The sequence below is a fragment of the Variovorax sp. PAMC 28711 genome (assembly GCF_001577265.1).
GTDB lineage: Bacteria > Pseudomonadota > Gammaproteobacteria > Burkholderiales > Burkholderiaceae_C > Variovorax.
In genome coordinates, this window is the sequence record NZ_CP014517.1 from 1,500,973 (window position 1) to 1,519,793 (window position 18,821).

Annotated in this window: 15 protein-coding genes and 1 pseudogene; 5 read left to right on the plus strand and 11 right to left on the minus strand. The window is 58.7% G+C overall.

Going from position 1 to position 18,821, the window contains the following annotated elements; genetic code table 11:
* Positions 1-42: 42 nt before the first annotated feature.
* From AX767_RS21315 to rfbB, 11 genes and pseudogenes are all read right to left on the minus strand, one after another.
* Entirely contained in the window at positions 43-1,869 is a 1,827-nt protein-coding gene (locus AX767_RS21315; RefSeq protein WP_156480989.1) for a hypothetical protein, read from the minus strand.
* On the minus strand, positions 1,866-3,803 hold the full coding sequence (locus AX767_RS07490; RefSeq protein ID WP_156480990.1) for a hypothetical protein: 1,938 nt from the start codon (positions 3,801-3,803) through the stop codon (positions 1,866-1,868). The genes AX767_RS21315 and AX767_RS07490 overlap by 4 nt, the downstream gene beginning before the upstream one ends.
* Positions 3,804-3,812: 9 nt before the next feature.
* Positions 3,813-4,559, minus strand: coding sequence for an SDR family oxidoreductase (locus AX767_RS07495; RefSeq protein ID WP_068633447.1), 747 nt, complete (start codon positions 4,557-4,559; stop codon positions 3,813-3,815).
* 11 nt (positions 4,560-4,570) lie between these two features.
* The gene (locus AX767_RS07500) at positions 4,571-5,887 is read right to left on the minus strand and encodes an FAD-binding oxidoreductase (RefSeq protein ID WP_068630049.1); all 1,317 of its coding nucleotides are present in this window, start codon (positions 5,885-5,887) and stop codon (positions 4,571-4,573) included.
* Complete coding sequence (locus AX767_RS07505; RefSeq protein WP_068633449.1) at positions 5,887-7,257, minus strand: UbiA family prenyltransferase; 1,371 nt, start codon at positions 7,255-7,257, stop codon at positions 5,887-5,889. The genes AX767_RS07500 and AX767_RS07505 overlap by 1 nt, the downstream gene beginning before the upstream one ends.
* A gap of 89 nt (positions 7,258-7,346) precedes the next feature.
* On the minus strand, positions 7,347-9,014 hold the full coding sequence (locus AX767_RS22255; protein WP_156481115.1) for a glycosyltransferase family 2 protein: 1,668 nt from the start codon (positions 9,012-9,014) through the stop codon (positions 7,347-7,349).
* A 1,155-nt stretch (positions 9,015-10,169) separates the two neighbouring features.
* Positions 10,170-10,484 (minus strand): annotated as a pseudogene (locus AX767_RS22260) (hypothetical protein); the annotation flags it as partial.
* Positions 10,485-10,524: 40 nt separating this feature from the next.
* Complete coding sequence (gene rfbC / locus AX767_RS07515; protein WP_068630051.1) at positions 10,525-11,073, minus strand: dTDP-4-dehydrorhamnose 3,5-epimerase; 549 nt, start codon at positions 11,071-11,073, stop codon at positions 10,525-10,527.
* Positions 11,070-11,957, minus strand: coding sequence for a glucose-1-phosphate thymidylyltransferase RfbA (gene rfbA, locus AX767_RS07520; RefSeq protein ID WP_068630053.1), 888 nt, complete (start codon positions 11,955-11,957; stop codon positions 11,070-11,072). Before rfbA ends, rfbC begins: the two co-directional genes overlap by 4 nt.
* A 29-nt stretch (positions 11,958-11,986) precedes the next feature.
* Positions 11,987-12,877, minus strand: coding sequence for a dTDP-4-dehydrorhamnose reductase (gene rfbD / locus AX767_RS07525; RefSeq protein WP_068630055.1), 891 nt, complete (start codon positions 12,875-12,877; stop codon positions 11,987-11,989).
* Entirely contained in the window at positions 12,874-13,941 is a 1,068-nt protein-coding gene (gene rfbB, locus AX767_RS07530; RefSeq protein ID WP_068630057.1) for a dTDP-glucose 4,6-dehydratase, read from the minus strand. The genes rfbD and rfbB overlap by 4 nt, the downstream gene beginning before the upstream one ends.
* Positions 13,942-14,156: 215 nt before the next feature.
* Here rfbB and AX767_RS07535 point away from each other — a divergent pair, with 215 nt between their 5' ends.
* The 5 genes from AX767_RS07535 (at position 14,157) to AX767_RS07555 (ending at position 18,820) form a co-directional block, all read left to right on the plus strand.
* On the plus strand, positions 14,157-15,599 hold the full coding sequence (locus tag AX767_RS07535; RefSeq protein ID WP_068633453.1) for a mannose-1-phosphate guanylyltransferase/mannose-6-phosphate isomerase: 1,443 nt from the start codon (positions 14,157-14,159) through the stop codon (positions 15,597-15,599).
* Positions 15,596-16,720: a GDP-mannose 4,6-dehydratase gene (gmd, locus tag AX767_RS07540; protein ID WP_068630060.1), complete on the plus strand. Its 1,125-nt coding sequence runs from the start codon at positions 15,596-15,598 to the stop codon at positions 16,718-16,720. Before AX767_RS07535 ends, gmd begins: the two co-directional genes overlap by 4 nt.
* 16 nt (positions 16,721-16,736) lie before the next feature.
* Positions 16,737-17,225 carry a phasin family protein gene (locus tag AX767_RS07545; protein WP_068630062.1) on the plus strand — a complete coding sequence of 163 codons (489 nt, stop codon included), beginning with the start codon at positions 16,737-16,739 and terminating at the stop codon, positions 17,223-17,225.
* 75 nt (positions 17,226-17,300) lie between these two features.
* Positions 17,301-17,990: a TetR/AcrR family transcriptional regulator gene (locus AX767_RS07550; RefSeq protein WP_068630064.1), complete on the plus strand. Its 690-nt coding sequence runs from the start codon at positions 17,301-17,303 to the stop codon at positions 17,988-17,990.
* On the plus strand, positions 17,990-18,820 hold the full coding sequence (locus tag AX767_RS07555) for a hypothetical protein (RefSeq protein WP_156480991.1): 831 nt from the start codon (positions 17,990-17,992) through the stop codon (positions 18,818-18,820). The genes AX767_RS07550 and AX767_RS07555 overlap by 1 nt, the downstream gene beginning before the upstream one ends.
* The last annotated feature ends 1 nt before the right edge of the window (position 18,821 follow it).

Below are 18,821 nucleotides of genomic sequence, written 5' to 3' on the forward strand. Positions count from 1 at the left end.
GCAAGAAATATCAAATCAACAACGATTTCGGTGAAAGCGAATTCAAGAACGGTTGCGCGCGGCGCCTCCAAATCCGTTCACGGCATGTCTTATTACAAAAAAGACAGGGATCAATACCAACAAACCGACAAACACGCTGTCAGCTATCGGAGGCGATAAGGAATTCGAACTTGACAATTCCTGTTGTTCATTCAGCGGAATGTAAAGAGAAATCGATACCAGCAACTGACAGGAAAACAGCACCCAAGCGACTAACGGCTTCCACGCGAAGCACAATAAAAAACTCCCCGCCAGAGCAAACATCACAACTGCGAGGCTCCCCTGGTGAATAGTCGTGGCGCCGCGCTCGTACATTGCGCAAGTCCAGATCGTCACAATCAAAACACTTAAGCTAAAGAGTTTTTTTGCCGCAGTCATTTCATCGCTCGAAGAAAATCGCTGCCCGAAAGCGAATAGCAGCGGAGCCCAAGCAAAAAAACCCAGCACTGCGGCCAAACTATAAAACTGCCCGCCGCGCAATTGCACGGCATCAGAGCTCGATAATTGAAGAGATAGCGCTTTGACCTGAAGCAACGGCCACTGCCAAGACAGTCCGGCCATCGCACTAATTTGGCTCAACTTGGTAGAGAAAAATTCCTTCAAAGTCATAGTTCGATAGGCATCTTCAAGTGCGATTGAGAGTGATCGTGCATCAATATCGATTACTCCTGCCAAATGCCATTTAAGCAATCGATCGCCGGGCGGATCAAAATAATGCTGATAAAGGCTCCAAGGCAGAAGCATTGCAAGTCCAACCAAGATCGCAGCAATCAGGAATTTGATGCTCGGTATCTTCCAGGTTATCAATGCATAAAGCCCCAAGCCAGCAAGCGCAAAAAAACTGCCCCCATGACAAAGAATCGCCAAAGCCGCATTGCATCCCAACAGCGCACCAATCCGAACATTCGACAATTGCATTCGATCACTTTTAAAAACGAATCCAGCAATCAAGGCCAAATGGAAGACTGGCAGTAACTTCGGCCACACAAAAATTCCATGTACAAATGCAAATCCCGAAATTGCACACAAAGCCACTGCACCAATGACGGCGCTGCGGCGGATTTTCATGGAGTTCAATAAAATCCATAGTCCAGCAAGCCAGAATGCTTGCAAAATCGTGCTCTGAATTTGGTAGCTCAGTTCCTCTTGCACCCAAGACCAAGGCAGCTGGCTTAGCCCTAAGGTGGAAAATAAAAAATAGCCAGACTGCAGCGGCGGACGGTCACTGCCCAACCAGTCACCGAACATTGGCGATTGATAGTTATTGGCCAGTACATTTTTAGCAAATAGGAATGGCAATTCGTTGTCGAATGGCAGTGCATGGCTGAATCTCGATCTCGCAATTTCAAGTGGCTGATCGATTGCACCTGATGGAGAGATGGCAGCAATCAATAAGACTGCGGCATAAACCAGACACAAGCCGAACGGCAACAAAAATCGCTTGCAAATTTGTCGTTGCGAAAAGGTCAATCGCCTTGCTGATCTCCATCCAACTGCAAGTGCCGCAATCAGCGCCGACAGCAGCAAAACATGTGCAAATACCGGATCGAAGAACAGGCACCAAAACGACAGATACGCACAGACGCCACTTACTGTTCCTCCCCATAAGGCCAAAAGTATCGGATCGTCGATTCCACGATGAAGCGCATCGAGCACAGCGGCGATGAACGGCAATGCCAATATGACGCCGTGCCACACGAGCATGACAACGATGGTCTGTGTCACGGCGGAGCTGCTCACCAAGAGCGTACCGCCGAGCAAGACGAAGGTCGCCCATCCGACAACAGACGCACGAGCGCGCAACATAGATGACTCAGGAATTGCGGTCACAGGATGCGTTCCTGAACTGCATCGCCCAGAGCTTTGGCGGCGGTTGGCCGCAAACAAACCAAGAACAGCAAGCCCGCTGCAGCCACCCCGATTGCGAGGAACGTCCCATAGCTGGCGAGCAAGCTCGACACCAATCGGTCCAGTCGCCCGGCGGGGACAGGTTGGCTAACCGCGAACCACCCCTTTGCACTGCTGTCGACAAGGCGAATAACAAACGGCTCATTTGGCCGAACAGAGATATAGCGTTCGACCCATGCTTCGCGCGGGTCCGTTGCAAAACGCAATTGCCTCACTCTGCTTCCCTGAATGATGTCTATGCGCCCTGCTGTTGCCGGATAGCCCGCAACTTTGAGTGCGAATACACCGCCTGTTCGCGTTGATGCCACAGGCAGGTCGTACTTGATGTAAGTTTCCCCGGTCGCAGCATCGCCCTTGGCTCCGTAGCTGCCCAAGAACTCGCAGTGACACGGCGGCACACTCACATATGCCCCACCTCGGTCGAAAACAGATTCAGTGGCTGGCGCAATTGCGGCAGGCTGCAAAGGCATCTGAATAATCTTCGGCAGAAAGCGACGTATGTCGGGTGAGTCAAGCAATCCTGCCAAACGATCGGCATCCGGATACGGCAACCTCAGAAAAGGCAACGCGCGAAATTTGGCAGAGTCTTTGTCGATAAGGTAGGTTTTTACGTTCGATTCTTGAACAGAAGTCGTGTATCTCTTTCCATCCAAGATGGTGGGTAGCTCATCAGCGGCATCTGCAAGGGCGCTCACTGTTGCCAGAATCCAGCAGCATCCGCCGATCACGGCAATGATTCGAAGCCATCTCTGCGACATGGTGCAGATCGCGACAAGAGCTGCAAAGTTGACCAACACTCCCATCGCATGCAGGTCCAGATAGCGCGAAGACAGCGCATCGTTCGAGCGTCCGTATGCAACGGCAACCGCCTGCCCCCCGAACCAGACCGTCAGAGCGACGAGAAACCAAACGGGGTTGCTGCGCGCAGGTCGTTTCCAGATCACGCAACAGACAAGCACGAGCGCTGGAAGATTCCTCGCAGTTACGAGCAACCATTCCATGAGCGATGGCCATTCGTTGGCAGCCGCTTTGAGGGCTTCAGGGGAAATCTGAAAAGGCCATGCGAGGACGAGATTCAAAGCCTTGAAGAAATGCTTTGCGTCCGAAGCCTTGAGTTGGGCATGAAGTTCCAACACAGGAGTCGTGAGGACGCCCGCCATAAAGAGAACAAGGAGCAACAAAGCGCCAGCCAGTTCTTGCTTGTCCCTGGACACGAAGATGAAGCGCAAAAGCAAAATCACCGATGCTGCCGCGAGTGCGAATACGCCCGAGGCCAGCGAAAAATAGGCCATGACGGCGCTTGCAATGCCGAACCACCACCAACGACCGAACGTTGGCGAGATGGTAAGCCACCAGATCGACAAAACACTGAACAGCAAGACGAAATAGAACTGCGCCTGAAAGCCGGTCAGCGTGTTTTCCCAGCCGAACGGGATGCCGAAGAGCAGCAGCGTGAAGAGCAGCAATGCCGCAAGCGATCTTTCGTTCGCAGCCTTACTCATCAACCAGACAGACGTCCCCAACGCAAGCGCGTGCAGAGCGGCATTGACCACCATTTCAAGCAGCGGACTCCACAACCCATTGATTTGCAGCAACAACAGTCCGAGGATCCGCGTCGTGAGGATGCGATGTTCGTTATGAGGGGCGAATAAGTCGAGCCATGAGAAGGCCCCACGCAGATACGGCTGGTACAAGTGCGCAGCTTCTGCGTCCCATTGGTCCCAAAACGGCACTTCGTTTCCATAGGAATGGATGAGCCACAGCTTCAACCCAAGCAAAGTCGCCGCAAACGCAACGAACTGAAGCAGCAGCGCAAACCGCCTCGGCACAGAAGACCGCACATCGTCATTCGTCAACACGCGCTCCTACAAACTCAGGCGCTTGAATATCGCAGTCGGCACGAGCCGGATGATCAGCATGATCAAAGCCCAGAACCACGGTGTGTAGAGGACATTGCGACGCGCGTTGACGGCCTTCTCGATGTCGGCCGCCACGCGATCGGGCGTTGCAGTGAGTGCTGCCGGCAGGTCGAGTTCCGCTGTCATGGGCGTGGCGACGAAACCGGGCTTGATCGTCAGCACATGCACGCCCTTCTTGAACAGTTGCGCGCGCAGGCCCGAAGCAAAAGCGTCCACTGCTGCCTTAGCAGCGCCGTAGACGTAGTTGCTTTGACGGCCACGATCGCCCGCGACCGAGCCGATGACGGCCAGCACGCCATTGCCTTGCGTCTCGAAATGCCCGGCTAACGCGAGCATGCAGGCCACTGCACTTTCGCCATTGGTGCGGAACTGCTCCACCGCATAGGGCAGATCGCGTTGGGCCCTAGCCTGATCGGGCAAGGTGCCGTGCGCAACGAGCGCGAGGTCGACGGTGCCCAACGTGCTCCAGGCAAAGCTTGCGATCTCTGGCAACGACTCGGTGTCATGCCCTTCCCAAACCCTCGTCTGCACGCCAGTCGCGCCGCGCGCGATCAGATCGGCGGCGATGACATCCAGCTTCGCCTGATTGCGCGCGACCAGCACGAAGTTGCTGCCATGCGCCGCATAGCGCCGGGCCACCGCTTCGGCAATGCCGGAGCTGGCGCCAATGATGAGTACGTTTTTTTTGTTCATGATCAAACCATTCAAGAAGTCACACGCCGCCAGAATCGCGACATGAGCATTGGGTCGCGCAGCGACTCCATGCGGGTCCAAGCGGGATACGCCTGCCGAAAATGATGGGCACTCATGTGCGCATCCTTCGCTGGATAGAGCCGCCCGCCCGCCTCGTGCACCAGGGCATCGAGCCGAGCAAACAAACGGATGTTGAGGGCGTCATGCTGTGCAAAGTCCAGCGCCAGCGAAACGCCTGCCTTGGGAAACGACAGCAAGCCCGGAGACTTGATGTCTGCGCACTGCTTGAGCACCGCGAGAAAAGACCCCGCGCCATTGAGCGAAGTCTCCCGAAGAATGGCGGCGACCGCGTCGCGCCCGGATTCGGGGGGGATCACGCACTGGTACTGCTGGAAGCCCGCTTTGCCGTACATCCGATTCCATAGCAGCAGCTTGTCCAACGGGTAGAAAAAGGGGTCGTAGTTGACCCGCGTTTCCACGACCTTGCGCACCTGACGCTGGTAATACAGCGTGTTGAACGCCTTCAACGTCAAGGTGTTGACCAGCGAACAAGGAGGATCGATCGGCATGCGCTTGGCCTTGCCGCGCGCCACTTTGAGCTCGCCTTCGGTCGCATGATTTCCGCCGATATAGTGACCACGGCCGACACTCTTGCCACCAGCCAAGCAATCGACCCAAGACACGGTGTACTCGTATTTCGAATCGTGCTGCGAAGACAACGCAAAAAACTCGTCGAGATCGCCGAACTTGATGCATGTCTGTGCGATGTCGCTGGAGCGCACAGCGCGCAGCTGAAGCTCTACCGCAAGGATGATGCCGGTCAAGCCGAGACCGCCGACGGTGGCATTGAACAGCTCTGTGTTGACCGTCGGAGAGCACTCGCAAACGCCGGTATCGGACCTGTACAAAACGATTCGGCGTACATGCCGTCCGAACGTCCCCATCACATGATGGTTCTTGCCATGCACGTCGTTCGCAACGGCACCGCCCAAGGTCACGAACTTCGTCCCAGGCGTGACAGGCAAGAACCACCCGTTGGGCAGGCCGACGCGAATCAGTCCGTCCAGAGTTACGCCGGCCTGAGCCGTCACGATGCCGGTGTGCCAGTCGGCCGCGATCAGACGGTCCATACCCGCGAGCGAAATCACATGATCCGACTGGGCGAGGCAGGAATCGCCGTAGCTCCGCCCGCAACCGTAGCCGAGCGTCGACTCCGCCCCTTGGCTTCTTACACGCGAGAAGGCACCCTCGATCTCGAAGGGCCAGGCGATGGGATGCGGTGTCTGGGGATGGTGGGGATATCGCCCCCATGAGCCGACCGTCAGCATCAGAACGCCGAGATTCCAAAAATCGCAATAAAGCAGATGCAGACCCAGCGGCTCATGCGGTCGCGCAAGGCAAACACGATCGGGTCATCGTGCATTTCGCCGCGATGGGCAATGATCCAGACGCGGCTCAGCCAGAACAGCAGCAGTGGACAGGCGGCCCAAAGCCAGTGCGGATGTCGATAAAGCAGGTGCGATTGCGGGTCATTGATATAGAGCGCCAGCACGAGCACCGACAGGTATCCGGCAGAGCCGCCCAATGAAGCCAGTAACTCGAAGTCGGATGCGACGTAGCCGCGGCCAGGCGCTTTTTCCTGGATGCCCTTTTCTCGGACCTCGTACAACTCGGTGTAGCGCTTGACCAAGGCCAGGCTGAGAAAAATGAACATGCAGAACGCCAGGATCCAGAAGGTCGGCGTCAGCGACATGGCTGCGGTGCCCGCCACCACCCGCGTCGTATAGAGCATCGCCAGCACCACCACGTCGATCATCACCGCCCGCTTGAGCACCAACGAGTACGCCAGGGTCAGCACGTAGTAGCCCAGCAGCACCAGCGAAAACTTGAATGGCAACCAGACTAGCGCTACGCCAAAGGATATGAAGAGCAGCGCGGGAATCCAGACCATGGCATGGAACATCGGGAATGTTCCAGCTGCCAAAGGCCGGTTGCGCTTGGTTCGATGCTGCCGGTCGTCCTGCAGGTCGAGCAGGTCGTTCAGCAGATAGACGCTGGACGCGCAGGCGCCAAAGCACAGGAATGCCAGCACCCCGCTCGCCACCAAGTGAAGATCGGCAAATTTGTGAGCAGCCAAAAGGGGCACAAACACCAGAAGGTTCTTTGCCCACTGGTGCAAACGAAAGGCCTTTCGCACGCCCTTGGCGTATCTGAGTTGGTCATCGAACACATCGCCCATGCGACCAATCCCGCGGGCGCGCGCGAGGACGCCGCGCTCCGGGTTGACGACATGCGCCAATGAGGCAGCCTGCCAAACGCAAACATCGGCTGAGGAATTGCCCACGTATTCGAAGCCGTGCTCACCATAGCGCGCGACCAGCGCGGCACGTTTGTTGGCGCCAGCCAGGTTCAGATCCTGCGTGCCAAGCACGTCGTCAAAAATCGCAAGATGGCCGGCGATGGCGCGTGCCAAACGCGCATCGGATGCCGTCGCCAACACAAGTGTGGCACCCTGGATTCGCTGCTCAATCAGCCAGTCGATCAGACGCGAGTTGTAAGGCAGGCTTTGCACATCCGGTTCGACGGCTTGAGCGATTTGGCGCTTGAAATACACCTTGCCTTTGAACAGCCACTTAAGCAATTCGAAGATACGCAGGGGGTAGGTACGCAAGAAGAGAAAGAGCCCCTCGATGAGCATGTCTGACCGGATCAGCGTGCCATCCAAGTCGACGGCGATCACGCGCCGAGAAACATGCAAGGTTTCGGTGCCGAATGTGGCCGTCGATTTCACTGGATGCGCGCGGTGGAAAGCAACTCAACCCGCGGCGGCCACGCGTAACTGAAATCCTCCCGATCAAGAGTCAGGTTGGGGCTGTATGCAGGGTCATCTTTCAAAAGGGCATCCCAACGATCAAGCATGTAGTTCACTTCACGGACAAAACGCTCTCGCTTTTCCGGCGCCGTGTCGGCACCTCGGGTTGCAGATTCATGATGAAAGAGTTCAGCGTAGGGCGTCCAAATGTTTCTGAATCCCTTCTCAATCAACCTGAGACAGAAATCAACGTCATTAAATGCAACTTTTAAGTGGGCCTCATCAAGCCCGTCGATAGAAAGATAACGCTCCTTCTTGACGACAAGGCATGCCGCGGTCACCGCGGAGAATGATTGAATAAGGTTGGCGCGCGAAAAATACCCGCTGTCTCCAAATGCAATTCCCTTGTGAGAGTGGTTGGCCACGCCGCCTACTCCCAAAATCACACCGCCATGCTGCAGGGTTCGATCGGGGTACCACAATTTCGCACCCACCGCACCAACTCCGGGCTGAATCGCAAGTGAGACCATCTCGGACAGCCAATCGGGAGATATCACTTCGATGTCATTATTAATCAGACCGACAATGTCGCCTTTCGCTTGGGCCACGGCCATGTTGTTGAGCGCCGAGTAGTTGAATTCGCGATCGTCACGAATCACTCTGACAAAGGCGGAATCTTGGAACGATCCAAGATAGTTCAGTGTGTCGGGATCGTCCGATCCGTTGTCGACGATGATGATCTCGTAGTTCTCGTAGGCGGTTCGCGCCAGAATGCTGTCGACGCACTGACGCAGCAGGTGCAGGCCATTGCGCGTCGGGATGATCAACGAGACAAGCGGCGGGCTCGCCGGAAGGGCGTAGCGGACACGATGTCCCGCGCCGGTGTATTCGGCCTTTGCATCTACCCCAAGGCGCGAAAAATGCTCGTTAAGTGCCCGCTCCCCGGCGATCGCGGCGTAAGGCTTCGCATCAGCCGAGCCAGCAGTGCTTTCCGCGTGAATGCGCCAGTGGTAGAGGACCCGCGGCACATGCAGGATCTGCGAGGCATCTATCTTCTCCATACAGCGCAGCACAAGGTCCCAATCCTGCGAACCCTGCATGCCGAGCCTGAAGCCACCCACGCGCCTCACCAAATCGGCGCGAAACACGCCCAAATGCGAGAACATATTGTGCGAGTAGAAGAGATCGAGGTTCCAGTTCGATTTGAAATAGGGGGACGAGCGCACGCCCTCTTCGTCGATCTTGTCTTCATCGGAATAGATCAGCCGGGCTTTGGGGTTGCGATCGATGCAGTCGGCTATCCAGAAGAGCGCGTGTTCTGACAGTACGTCGTCATGGTCCATCAGCGCAATCCATTCGCCGGTGGCAAGTTCCAACGCACTGTTGGAGGCGGCGGAGATGTGTCCGTTCTCCGGCCGGAAGACCACTTTGATGCGCGCGTCGCTGGCCGCCAGTTCCGCCACCAGTGCGCGTGACTCGGCAGACGACGATGCGTCGTCTGCAATGCACAGCTCCCAATTCGGATAGATCTGACGCTGCACCGACTCCACCGCTTCGCGCAACCACACGGAGCGGGCATTGTAAGTGGGCATCACAATGGAAATGCGGGGCGTACCAACCATCGCGGCGATGCGGCGGCGCATTTTTTCCTGTGTTGCGGCGTCCACCGGGACAGGGTCGTACAGACGCAACCACTCTGCATAGGTTTTGTTTGGCGCTTGCGGTGTCACAGTTGATGACGGTGACGATGACGATGAAGACGAAAAGGACGGCGACGCCCTGCGCTTGGCTTCGAACAAGCTCACCCACTGGCGAAGTCCGCTAACACCTGACGCACCAACGATCCCTGAAATACCGCCCAAGGCACCAGGCACGCCGCCGAAGTGCTCGACGACAGGCGAAATGACCTTCAGCGTCCGCTTCACGCGTTTAACTTGCAGTCCACCCCACCTTAGAGGAGCCGTCACACGCCAACTGGTCGATGCGTGGATTTCCCTGGTCTGCCGAAGTAGCCCCACAACGTGCTGCTGGCTTTCAATCAGCACCGCCGGCAAATCCGCGAAGCGCAGTTCACGCGTGCCGTCGAAAGCGACGATCGCATTGTTCTGGTACCGCAATCGTTCCAGTTCACGTTGGCTCACTTGCAATTCGGAGCCCGTTTTTGCCGCTTTTGCATGACTCTCCATCAGGGTCGCGCGCAGGGTGGTCAGCTGCTGTTGCAGCATCTGACATTGGGCTGTTGTTGATGTCAGCTGCTGTTGCAGCTTCTGACATCGGGCCGTCGTGGATTCAAGTTCGTCCTCGGGCAGTTGGTCGCGCTGAGCCCAGAAGTTGCCTCGCTCATCTACGGCGACCGGCGGCGTCAGGTGCAGCCCCCTATGCCCGTCGACGATCGCTTCGTCTGTGCCCGCGATAAAGCGCACGCCGAGTTGGTTTTTCAAGGGCGCAGCTCTTCGGATAACGCACAGGGAGTTCACGAATTCGACTGAGTGAACATGTGTCAATAGGTTCTCGTCAATGTCGAAATCGTATTTGCGCATGAAGCTCGCCAACACATCCTTTCGCAAGGCGGGCACTCCCCAATGCTCATGACTGACGATGTCGGCCAATCGCTTGAAGAATGCAATGGAAGAAGCCGGGTCGAACAGCCCACCTTGGAAACTCTGCCAGTAGCTGCAATGCAGGTCTTCTGCGACGAAAAGGCCGCCATCTACCAATCGAGGGAAATACCGCGCAAAGGAGCGAACGATATCCCCTGAGACATGTGACCCATCGTCAATGATCAAGTCGAACCCCGGGCTGACGTCCGAGATTTTTTCTTCGACGTCGTCGGAATTTGCATCCCCCACCACCACCGAGACACGTGGGTCTGTATAGATCAGCTTGGCGCAGTCGGGGTTAATGTCACATCCAACGATCTTGGAAGCCACCGGGAAATACTCGCCCCATATTTCGAGCGATCCACCATTTTGAATGCCGATTTCCAGAAGCCGAATTGGCTTATCCCTGTACGCGGAAAAGAACCGGTCGTATTCGGAGAGGTAGATCGACCATTTGTCCGAAACCTTCCCCTTGTGCTGTTCATAGAGCTCGCGCAGCGTTTTCGTGTTCATCGTTTCCTGAAATTTTTATAGCGCCGCGTCGATTTGGCGATCAAGCAAATAGGTCTGCACCCGCCAAAAATGCACCTGCGGCATCTTTGGCCGAGAGCCTCGGAGTTGCACCGAAGTCCGGCCACGTGATGTCCAAGGCCGGGTCGTTCCAGCGAATGCTGCGCTCAAACTCCGGCGCGTAATAGTCAGTCGTCTTGTACAGAAAATCTGCCGTTTCGCTGAGGACCAGAAAACCATGTGCGAACCCCGCGGGCACCCATAACTGTTTGTGGTTACCTTCGCTCAACTCAACCCCCACCCACTTGCCGAAGGTCGGCGACGACTTACGGATGTCGACGGCGACGTCGAACACGGAGCCTCTGGCAACGCGTACCAGTTTTCCTTGCGGCCGCTGCACCTGATAGTGCAAACCGCGCAGGACGCCCTGAGTAGAGCGGGAATGATTGTCCTGCACAAAGTCAACGGCACTGCCCGCGGCTTCCTTGAAAGCGCTTTGGTTAAAGCTCTCCATGAAGAAGCCACGCGCATCGCCGAATACCTTTGGCTCGATGACCAGGACGTCGGGTATGGCAGTCGAGGTGATCTTCATGAGCGAATCTTCTCGGCCAGCAGGTGGTTGAGGTATTTGCCATAGCCATTTTTCTGGAGTGGCGCGGCCAGCTTTTCGAGTTGCCCGCGATCGATGAACCCGCGGCGCCAAGCGATCTCTTCCGGGCAAGCAATCTTCAGACCCTGGCGATGTTCCAGCGTGGCTATGAACTGCCCCGCCTCAAGCAGACTCTCATGCGTGCCAGTGTCCAGCCACGCATACCCGCGCGCCATGATCTGCACATTCAGCTGGCCGCGGTCGAGATAGGCCTGGTTGACAGCCGTGATCTCCAGCTCGCCGCGGTCGCTGGGCTTGACGGCCTTGGCAATGTCGACAACCTGGTTGTCGTAGAAGTAGAGCCCGGTCACCGCATAGCTGCTCTTGGGCTTGAGCGGCTTCTCTTCGATGCTGCTGGCCTTCCCGGCGGTATCGAAGGCCACCACCCCGTAGCGCTCCGGGTCGTGCACGTGGTACGCGAACACGGTCGCGCCGGCGTTGCTTTCATCGGCGTCGCTCAAGAGATGCTCGAAGTCGTGGCCGTAAAAGATGTTGTCGCCCAGCACCAGCGCGCTGGGTGCGTTGCCCAGAAACTTGTCGCCGATGATGAAAGCCTGCGCCAGCCCGTCCGGGCTCGGCTGAATCGCGTATTGCAGGTTCATGCCCCACTGGCTGCCGTCGCCCAGCAGTTGCTGAAAGCGCGGCGTATCTTGCGGGGTGCTGATGATAAGGATGTCGCGGATGCCGCCCAGCATCAGAGTGCTCAGGGGGTAATAGATCATCGGCTTGTCGTACACGGGCAGCAGTTGCTTGCTCATGGCGAGCGTGGCCGGGTGCAGCCGGGTGCCGGAGCCTCCGGCGAGGATGATGCCTTTGCGTTGCGTCATGGGTGTCCCTTTTTTCTTGTCGATCGACTTCAAAGTGTTTCGCGCAGCATGCGTGCGACGCCGACCTGCCAGGGCGGCAAGGTGAGGCCGAACGCGGCCTGCAACTTTCCGGTGTTGAGGCGTGAGTTGTGGGGCCGGGTCGCCGGCGTCGGAAATGCGCTGGTCGGCACCGGGTCGACCGCGTCAGGCGATGCCTTGAGCTCGACGCCGGCCTGCTGCGCCTGCTCGATCACGAACTTCGCGTAGCCGTGCCACGACGTCTCGCCACCCGCTACCAGGTGGTAAAGGCCCGCCTTCGACGGATCGCGCAGCGTGTCGCGGATCGCGTGCGCGGTGATGTCAGCGAGCAATTCGGCCCCTGTGGGCGCGCCGAACTGGTCGTCGATGACGGTGAGGCGATCGCGTTCCTTGGCAAGGCGAAGCATCGTTTTGGCGAAGTTGCCGCCGCGCGCCGCGTAAACCCAGCTGGTGCGAAAGATCAAATGCTTGGCGCAGTGCTGCGCAACGAGTTGCTCGCCTTCTAGCTTGGTACGGCCATACACGCTCAGCGGCCCGGTGGCATCGTCTTCGCGCCAGGGCTTGCTGCCGCTGCCGTCGAATACGTAGTCGGTCGAGTAATGGACCATCAGCGCGCCGATTTGCTGCGCGGCCTCAGCGACCACGCCGGGAGACGTCGCGTTGAGCTTTCGCGCGAATTCGACTTCGCTCTCGGCCTTGTCGACCGCCGTGTGGGCCGCCGCATTGACGATCACATCGGGCCGCACCTTGCGCACGGTTTCGGCCAATTGCTCGGGGTGGCTGAAGTCGGCATGAAAGTCGGTGCTGTCGAAATCGAGCGCCACCACTTCGCCCAGCGGCGCCAGGCTGCGTTGCAGTTCCCAGCCGACCTGGCCGCCCTTGCCCAGCAGCAGCAACTTCATGCGGGCGCCTTCTCGTATTGCTTTTCGACCCACTCGCGGTACGCACCGCTTTGCACGTTGCGCACCCACTCGCCATTGGCCAGGTACCACTCGACGGTCTTGCGGATGCCGGTGTCGAAGGTCTCGGCCGGCTTCCAGCCCAGTTCTTTCTCGAGCTTGCGTGCATCGATGGCGTAGCGGCGGTCGTGGCCGGGGCGATCGGTGACGTAGGTGATCTGTTCGCGGTAGCTCTTGCCGCCTGCGTGCGGCTGCAGTTCGTCGAGCAGCGCGCACACGGTGTTCACGATCTCGATGTTCGGCTTTTCGTTCCAGCCGCCGACGTTGTACGTCTCGCCCAGGCGGCCTGCTTCGAGCACTCGGCGAATCGCGCTGCAGTGGTCCTTGACGTAGAGCCAGTCGCGCACCTGCATGCCGTCGCCGTACACCGGCAGCGGTTTGCCGGCGAGCGCGTTGACGATCATCAGCGGGATGAGCTTTTCGGGAAAATGGAACGGCCCGTAATTGTTCGAGCAATTCGTGGTCACCACGGGCAGGCCGTAAGTGTGATGCCAGGCCCGCACCAGATGGTCGCTGGCGGCCTTGCTGGCCGAGTACGGGCTGTTGGGCTCGTACTTGTTTTCTTCGGTGAAGGCCGGGTCGGTCTTCGACAGCGATCCGTAGACCTCGTCGGTCGACACGTGCAGAAACCGGAAAGCTTCCTTCTGGTCGGCCGGCAGCGCGTTCCAATGGCCTCGCACCGCTTCGAGCAAACGGAAGGTGCCCAGCACATTGGTCTGCACGAAATCTTCGGGCCCGTGGATGGAACGATCGACGTGCGATTCAGCCGCGAAATTGACGACCGCGCGTGGCTTGTGTTCGATGAGCAGCTTGTCGAACAACGCGCTGTCGCCGATGTCGCCCTGCACGAAGATGTGCTTCGGGTTGTTCTTGAGCGACGCGAGCGTTTCGAGATTGCCGGCGTAGGTGAGCTTGTCTACGTTGACAAGCGGTTCGTCGCTCTGCGCGAGCCAGTCGAGCACGAAATTCGCGCCGATAAAGCCGGCGCCTCCGGTAACCAGGATCATGGGGTCCCCTGTTGTTATGAAAAGACCACTCCTCGTAGTCGAATCACCCATTATCCCATTCGCAAACAGGTGAAAAACTGCGCGGTTTCGCGCCTTTCCACACTCACTTCGACGGCCAGAGGCGAGGCAAGGTTACAATTGTTTCATGTATGCTTTTGTTTGCAGGCGACGTGTTTTGCGCCGCTGTACAAAGTGCTTAACCTGAGAGCTTGACCATGGCTACTGTGATTCAACCTGTCGTGATGTGTGGCGGCAGCGGCACCCGCCTTTGGCCTCTCTCGCGAAAGGCCCTGCCAAAGCAGTTTGCGCCTCTCATCGATGGCAAAAGCCTGCTCGAGCTCACGCTTGATCGACTCAAGCTACTCAACGCCGAGGTCACTTGCATCGGATCCGACGACCATCGATTCATGCTCGATGAGGCGATGGTCAATTGCAAGGTAACGGGCCGCGAAATTCTGGAGCCGGTCGGCCGTGGCACCGCCGCTGCCGTTGCAATGGCTGCGCTTTTGGCGGAACCGGATGCGATGCTTTTGCTGGCGCCCGCAGATCACTACATCGCCGACCCAAAACTTTTCGCGAGCACCGTGGCTCAGGGCGTAGATGCGGCGCTGGCTGGCTACATCGTCACATTTGGCGTGGCGCCCAGCTTTCCGAGCACTGGCTACGGTTATATCGAGCCAGGACGAGTTCTGGACGAAAGCAAGGGCGCGTCTGCCGGCCGGACAGTTGCCGAGTTTCATGAGAAGCCCACTGCCGACGATGCCCAGCGTATGTTGCTGCGTGGCGACATGCTCTGGAACGCCGGCATCCTGCTGGCGCGCGCCGATACGCTCATTGAAGCCCTAGAAAACTGCGCTCCGGATATATTGGCAAGCTGCCGACAAGCCATGCAAAGCGGAAGCACCGATGGCAACTTCTTCCGCCCGGAACGCAAGGCTTTCGAAAGCTGTCGTATCGACAGCATCGACTACGCGGTGCTGGAAAAGTACGAGCGGATCGCAGTCGTTCCATTTGCTGGCGCATGGAGCGACGTTGGAAGCTGGAGCGCAGTGGCCGCCATGCATCCTGCAGATGAGGACGGAAATCGCTTGAGCGGCAAAGCTGTTGCACTGAGCTCAAAGAACACGTTTGTTCATGCTCCGTTGCGGCCGGTCGTCGCGCTCGGCACCGAGGACCTTGTAATCATTGATACGCAGGATGCCTTACTGGTAGCAAGCATCCACTGCCTTGAACAGGTCAAAGACGTCGTGGGCCTCCTGACGGCCGCTGGACGCACCGAAGCCACCGAGCACAGACGCGTAGCGCGCCCGTGGGGTGCGTACGACAGCATCGACGCCGGAGAAAGGTTCCAAGTCAAGCGACTGACCGTCAAGCCCGGGGCAAAACTCTCATTGCAGATGCATCACCACAGGGCCGAACATTGGGTCGTAGTCAAGGGAACAGCGATGGTCACGCGAGATGAAGAAACCATTCTTCTGCGCGAGAACGAGTCGGTTTACATTCCCCTCGGAGTGGTTCACCGTCTGGAGAACCCTGGCAAGACAATGCTCGAGGTCATCGAGGTTCAATCAGGCGGCTATCTCGGCGAAGACGATATCGTGAGGTTCGACGACACCTATGGGCGAGTCACCCAACTCAAGAAAGTAAGCGGTAAATGACACAGAAGAAAGCGCTCATCACTGGCATCACTGGCCAGGACGGCTCCTACCTTGCAGAACTTCTGCTCGAAAAGGGATACGAGGTCCATGGCATCAAGCGCCGCGCCTCGTCGTTCAACACGCAGCGCATTGATCACCTTTATCAGGATCCACATGTCTCTGGCCGCAATCTTCATTTGCACTACGGCGACTTGACGGACACGAGCAATCTCACGCGGATCGTTCAGCAAGTACAGCCAGACGAGATCTATAACCTCGGCGCGCAAAGCCACGTGGCGGTCAGCTTCGAGGCGCCGGAATACACCGCCGACGTTGATGGCATTGGCACTTTGCGTTTGCTCGAAGCCATACGTCTGCTTGGCCTGCAGGAAAAGACCCGCTTTTATCAAGCCAGTACCAGCGAACTCTATGGATTGGTGCAAGAAATCCCGCAGCGGGAGAGCACGCCGTTCTATCCGCGGAGCCCTTATGGCGTGGCCAAGCTGTACGCGTACTGGATCACCAAAAACTATCGTGAAGCGTATGGCATGTACGCGTGCAACGGCATTCTGTTCAACCATGAAAGCGAACGGCGCGGTGAGACCTTCGTGACTCGCAAGATCACGCGCGGCCTTTGCAACATCGCTCAGGGCCTGGAAAAGCGGTTGTACATGGGGAATCTGGATGCGTTGCGCGACTGGGGCCACGCCAAAGACTATGTGCGGATGCAGTGGATGATGCTTCAGCAAGAAACGCCCAAGGACTACGTCATTGCGACAGGTGTGCAGTACAGCGTACGTGACTTTATTCGTATCGCTGCAGAGCAACTGGGGATCACACTGGACTTCGTCGGCAAGGGAGTGGATGAAAAAGCGATCGTGAAGACCATCGCGGGTGACGATGCGCCGGGCATCAAGCCTGGTGACGTGCTGGTGTCGGTCGACCCGAACTATTTCCGACCTGCTGAAGTCGAAACGCTTCTCGGGGATCCCAGCTTGGCTAAAAATGATCTCGGTTGGATACCCGAAATAACTTTGCATGAACTGGTGAAGTCGATGGTGACTGCCGATTTGACAAGCGCTCGGCAACACGCATTGCTGAAACAGCACGGCTACAACATCGCGGTCGGCAAAGAAGACTGATTTCAGGAAAGCCCCCATGCCAGCCACCAAAGACGACGACAAGTCCGCAGACCGCATCAAGGACTCCGCCCAGCAGATCTGGCTCGCCGGCCTGGGCGCCTTCGCGAAGATGCAGCAGGAGGGCAGCAAGGCCTTCGAAGCCTTGGTGAAGGACGGCACCGGCATGCAGAAGAAAACGCAGCAGGCGGCCGAAGAAACCCTGGCGCAGGCACAGGCCCGCATGGCGAGCCTCGCGGGCGACTTCGGCACCAAGGCCGCGGGCGGCTGGGGCAAGCTCGAAAACATCTTCGAAGAGCGCGTGGCCAAGGCGCTCGAAAAACTCGGCATGCCCTCTGCCGCCGAGGTCGCCGCCTTGCAGGCGCGGGTCGAGGTGCTGGAAGCGCAGCTGAAAGCGAAGGAAGCACCGGCCGCACGCAAGACGGCACCGCGCAAGAGCGCCTCGCGCGCGACCGCGCCCACGGCGGCCAAGCCCTCCGGCCGCACCGCGACGCGCCGGCGCAGCTGAGTCGGGTCCCGTCCTACCCGGCAACGCCGGGATTGCGCTAGAGTGGCCCCGAGACAAAAAACACCGGGGCACCGCATGGCCAAGAAAGCGCCACGACGCACTGCACAACGCATCCTGGAGGCCGCGTTGGCGCTGTTCAACCGCTTCGGAGAACCGAACGTGTCGACCACGCTCGTCGCCGGCGAGCTCAACATCAGCCCCGGCAATCTCTACTACCACTACCCCGCCAAGGACGAGCTGATCAACAAGCTCTTCGAAGGCTACGAGACCGAGCTCAACGAGCTGCTGCACGCGAGCGAAGGCGTGCACGACGTGGAAGACGCCTGGTTCTTCATGCACAGCCTGTTCGAGCTGATCTGGCGGTACCGCTTTCTTTACCGCGACCTGAACGACCTGCTCAGCAAGAACCGCAACCTCGAGACGCAGTTCCAGCTGGTGCTGAAGAACAAGGTGCGCGCGATCCGCAGCCTGCTCGCCGGCCTGAGCCACGCGGGCCATCTCGACATCGACGTGCGCGAGGTCGATGCGCTGGCGCAGAGCATGGTGGTGGTGCTGACGTATTGGCTCAGCTACGAGTACGTGCGCAACCCCCGCCAGGCGCTGGAGCCGGCCCACGTGCAGGGCGCCCTGCTGCGCGGCGGCCACCACGTGCTGCAACTGTTGGCGCCGTACCTCGAGCCCGATCAACGGCGGCACCTGCTGACGCTCAACGACGCCTACGCCCAGGCGAACGAAGACGCACCGGCTGAACCGGCACTGCCGTGATGTCACCGCCCGACCTCCAACCCCTTTCGCTGCTGATGCCCGGCGCTGCGTCCCCGACGGGGGCGTGGACCCGCTTCCCCTATGCCGACGCGCCGAAGATCGACGTGGACCAACTGCGACACCGCTGGGTCCGGCTGCACGCCGGCCAGGGCTTGCAACCGCCCGCACCCGGACCGCTGGCCGAAGGCTGGGCGCGCTATCACAGCGGCGATTTTGAGGCGGCCGCGAACATCGGGCTCGCCCACGGCACGGAAGGCATGGCGCTCGCGAACCAGGCGACGGCCATCTATGCGAACTACCTCGAGCCGCGCGAAGCCGCGCGGCTCGCCCTCTTCCGCGAGGTCGCCGAGCGTGCGCATGCGCAGGTGGTGGCCGAGCCCGACAACTGCCAGGCGCTCTATTGGCAGGCCTACGCGATCGGCCGCTATGCGCAAGGCATCAGCGTCGCGCGCGCCCTCGCCAAGGGCTTGGGCAGCAAGGTCAAACTGGCGCTGGAGCGAATCATCGCGCTGCAGCCGCACCACGCCGATGCGCACATCGCGCTGGCCACCTTCCATGCCGAAGTGATCGACAAGGTCGGCGCGCTGGTCGGCCGCATGACCTACGGCGCGCGGGCCGAAACGGCCATGACGCTGTTCGAGCGCGGTCTCGCGCTGAACCCCGACTCCGCGAGCGGCCTCATGGAATACGCACGCGCCGTGCTTGCGCTGCATGGCGAAGGCTGCATGGCCGAGGCCACCGCGCTCTACGAAAAGGCCGCGGCGCTCACGCCCGCTGACGCACGCGAGCGGCTCGATGTGGAACTGGCGCGCGCCGGTCTGGCAGACTGAG

Bases quoted from the DNA above. Each gene is read 5' to 3' on its own strand.
- AX767_RS07495 (WP_068633447.1), bottom strand. From the start codon at position 4,559: ATGAACAAAAAAAACGTACTCATCATTGGCGCCAGCTCCGGCATTGCC.
- AX767_RS07500 (WP_068630049.1), bottom strand. From the start codon at position 5,887: ATGCTGACGGTCGGCTCATGGGGGCGATATCCCCACCATCCCCAGACA.
- AX767_RS07505 (WP_068633449.1), bottom strand. From the start codon at position 7,257: ATGCTCATCGAGGGGCTCTTTCTCTTCTTGCGTACCTACCCCCTGCGT.
- AX767_RS22255 (WP_156481115.1), bottom strand. From the start codon at position 9,014: ATGCGCCGCCGCATCGCCGCGATGGTTGGTACGCCCCGCATTTCCATT.
- rfbC (WP_068630051.1), bottom strand. From the start codon at position 11,073: ATGAAGATCACCTCGACTGCCATACCCGACGTCCTGGTCATCGAGCCA.
- rfbA (WP_068630053.1), bottom strand. From the start codon at position 11,957: ATGACGCAACGCAAAGGCATCATCCTCGCCGGAGGCTCCGGCACCCGG.
- rfbD (WP_068630055.1), bottom strand. From the start codon at position 12,877: ATGAAGTTGCTGCTGCTGGGCAAGGGCGGCCAGGTCGGCTGGGAACTG.
- rfbB (WP_068630057.1), bottom strand. From the start codon at position 13,941: ATGATCCTGGTTACCGGAGGCGCCGGCTTTATCGGCGCGAATTTCGTG.
- AX767_RS07535 (WP_068633453.1), top strand. From the start codon at position 14,157: ATGGCTACTGTGATTCAACCTGTCGTGATGTGTGGCGGCAGCGGCACC.
- gmd (WP_068630060.1), top strand. From the start codon at position 15,596: ATGACACAGAAGAAAGCGCTCATCACTGGCATCACTGGCCAGGACGGC.
- AX767_RS07545 (WP_068630062.1), top strand. From the start codon at position 16,737: ATGCCAGCCACCAAAGACGACGACAAGTCCGCAGACCGCATCAAGGAC.
- AX767_RS07550 (WP_068630064.1), top strand. From the start codon at position 17,301: ATGGCCAAGAAAGCGCCACGACGCACTGCACAACGCATCCTGGAGGCC.
- AX767_RS07555 (WP_156480991.1), top strand. From the start codon at position 17,990: ATGTCACCGCCCGACCTCCAACCCCTTTCGCTGCTGATGCCCGGCGCT.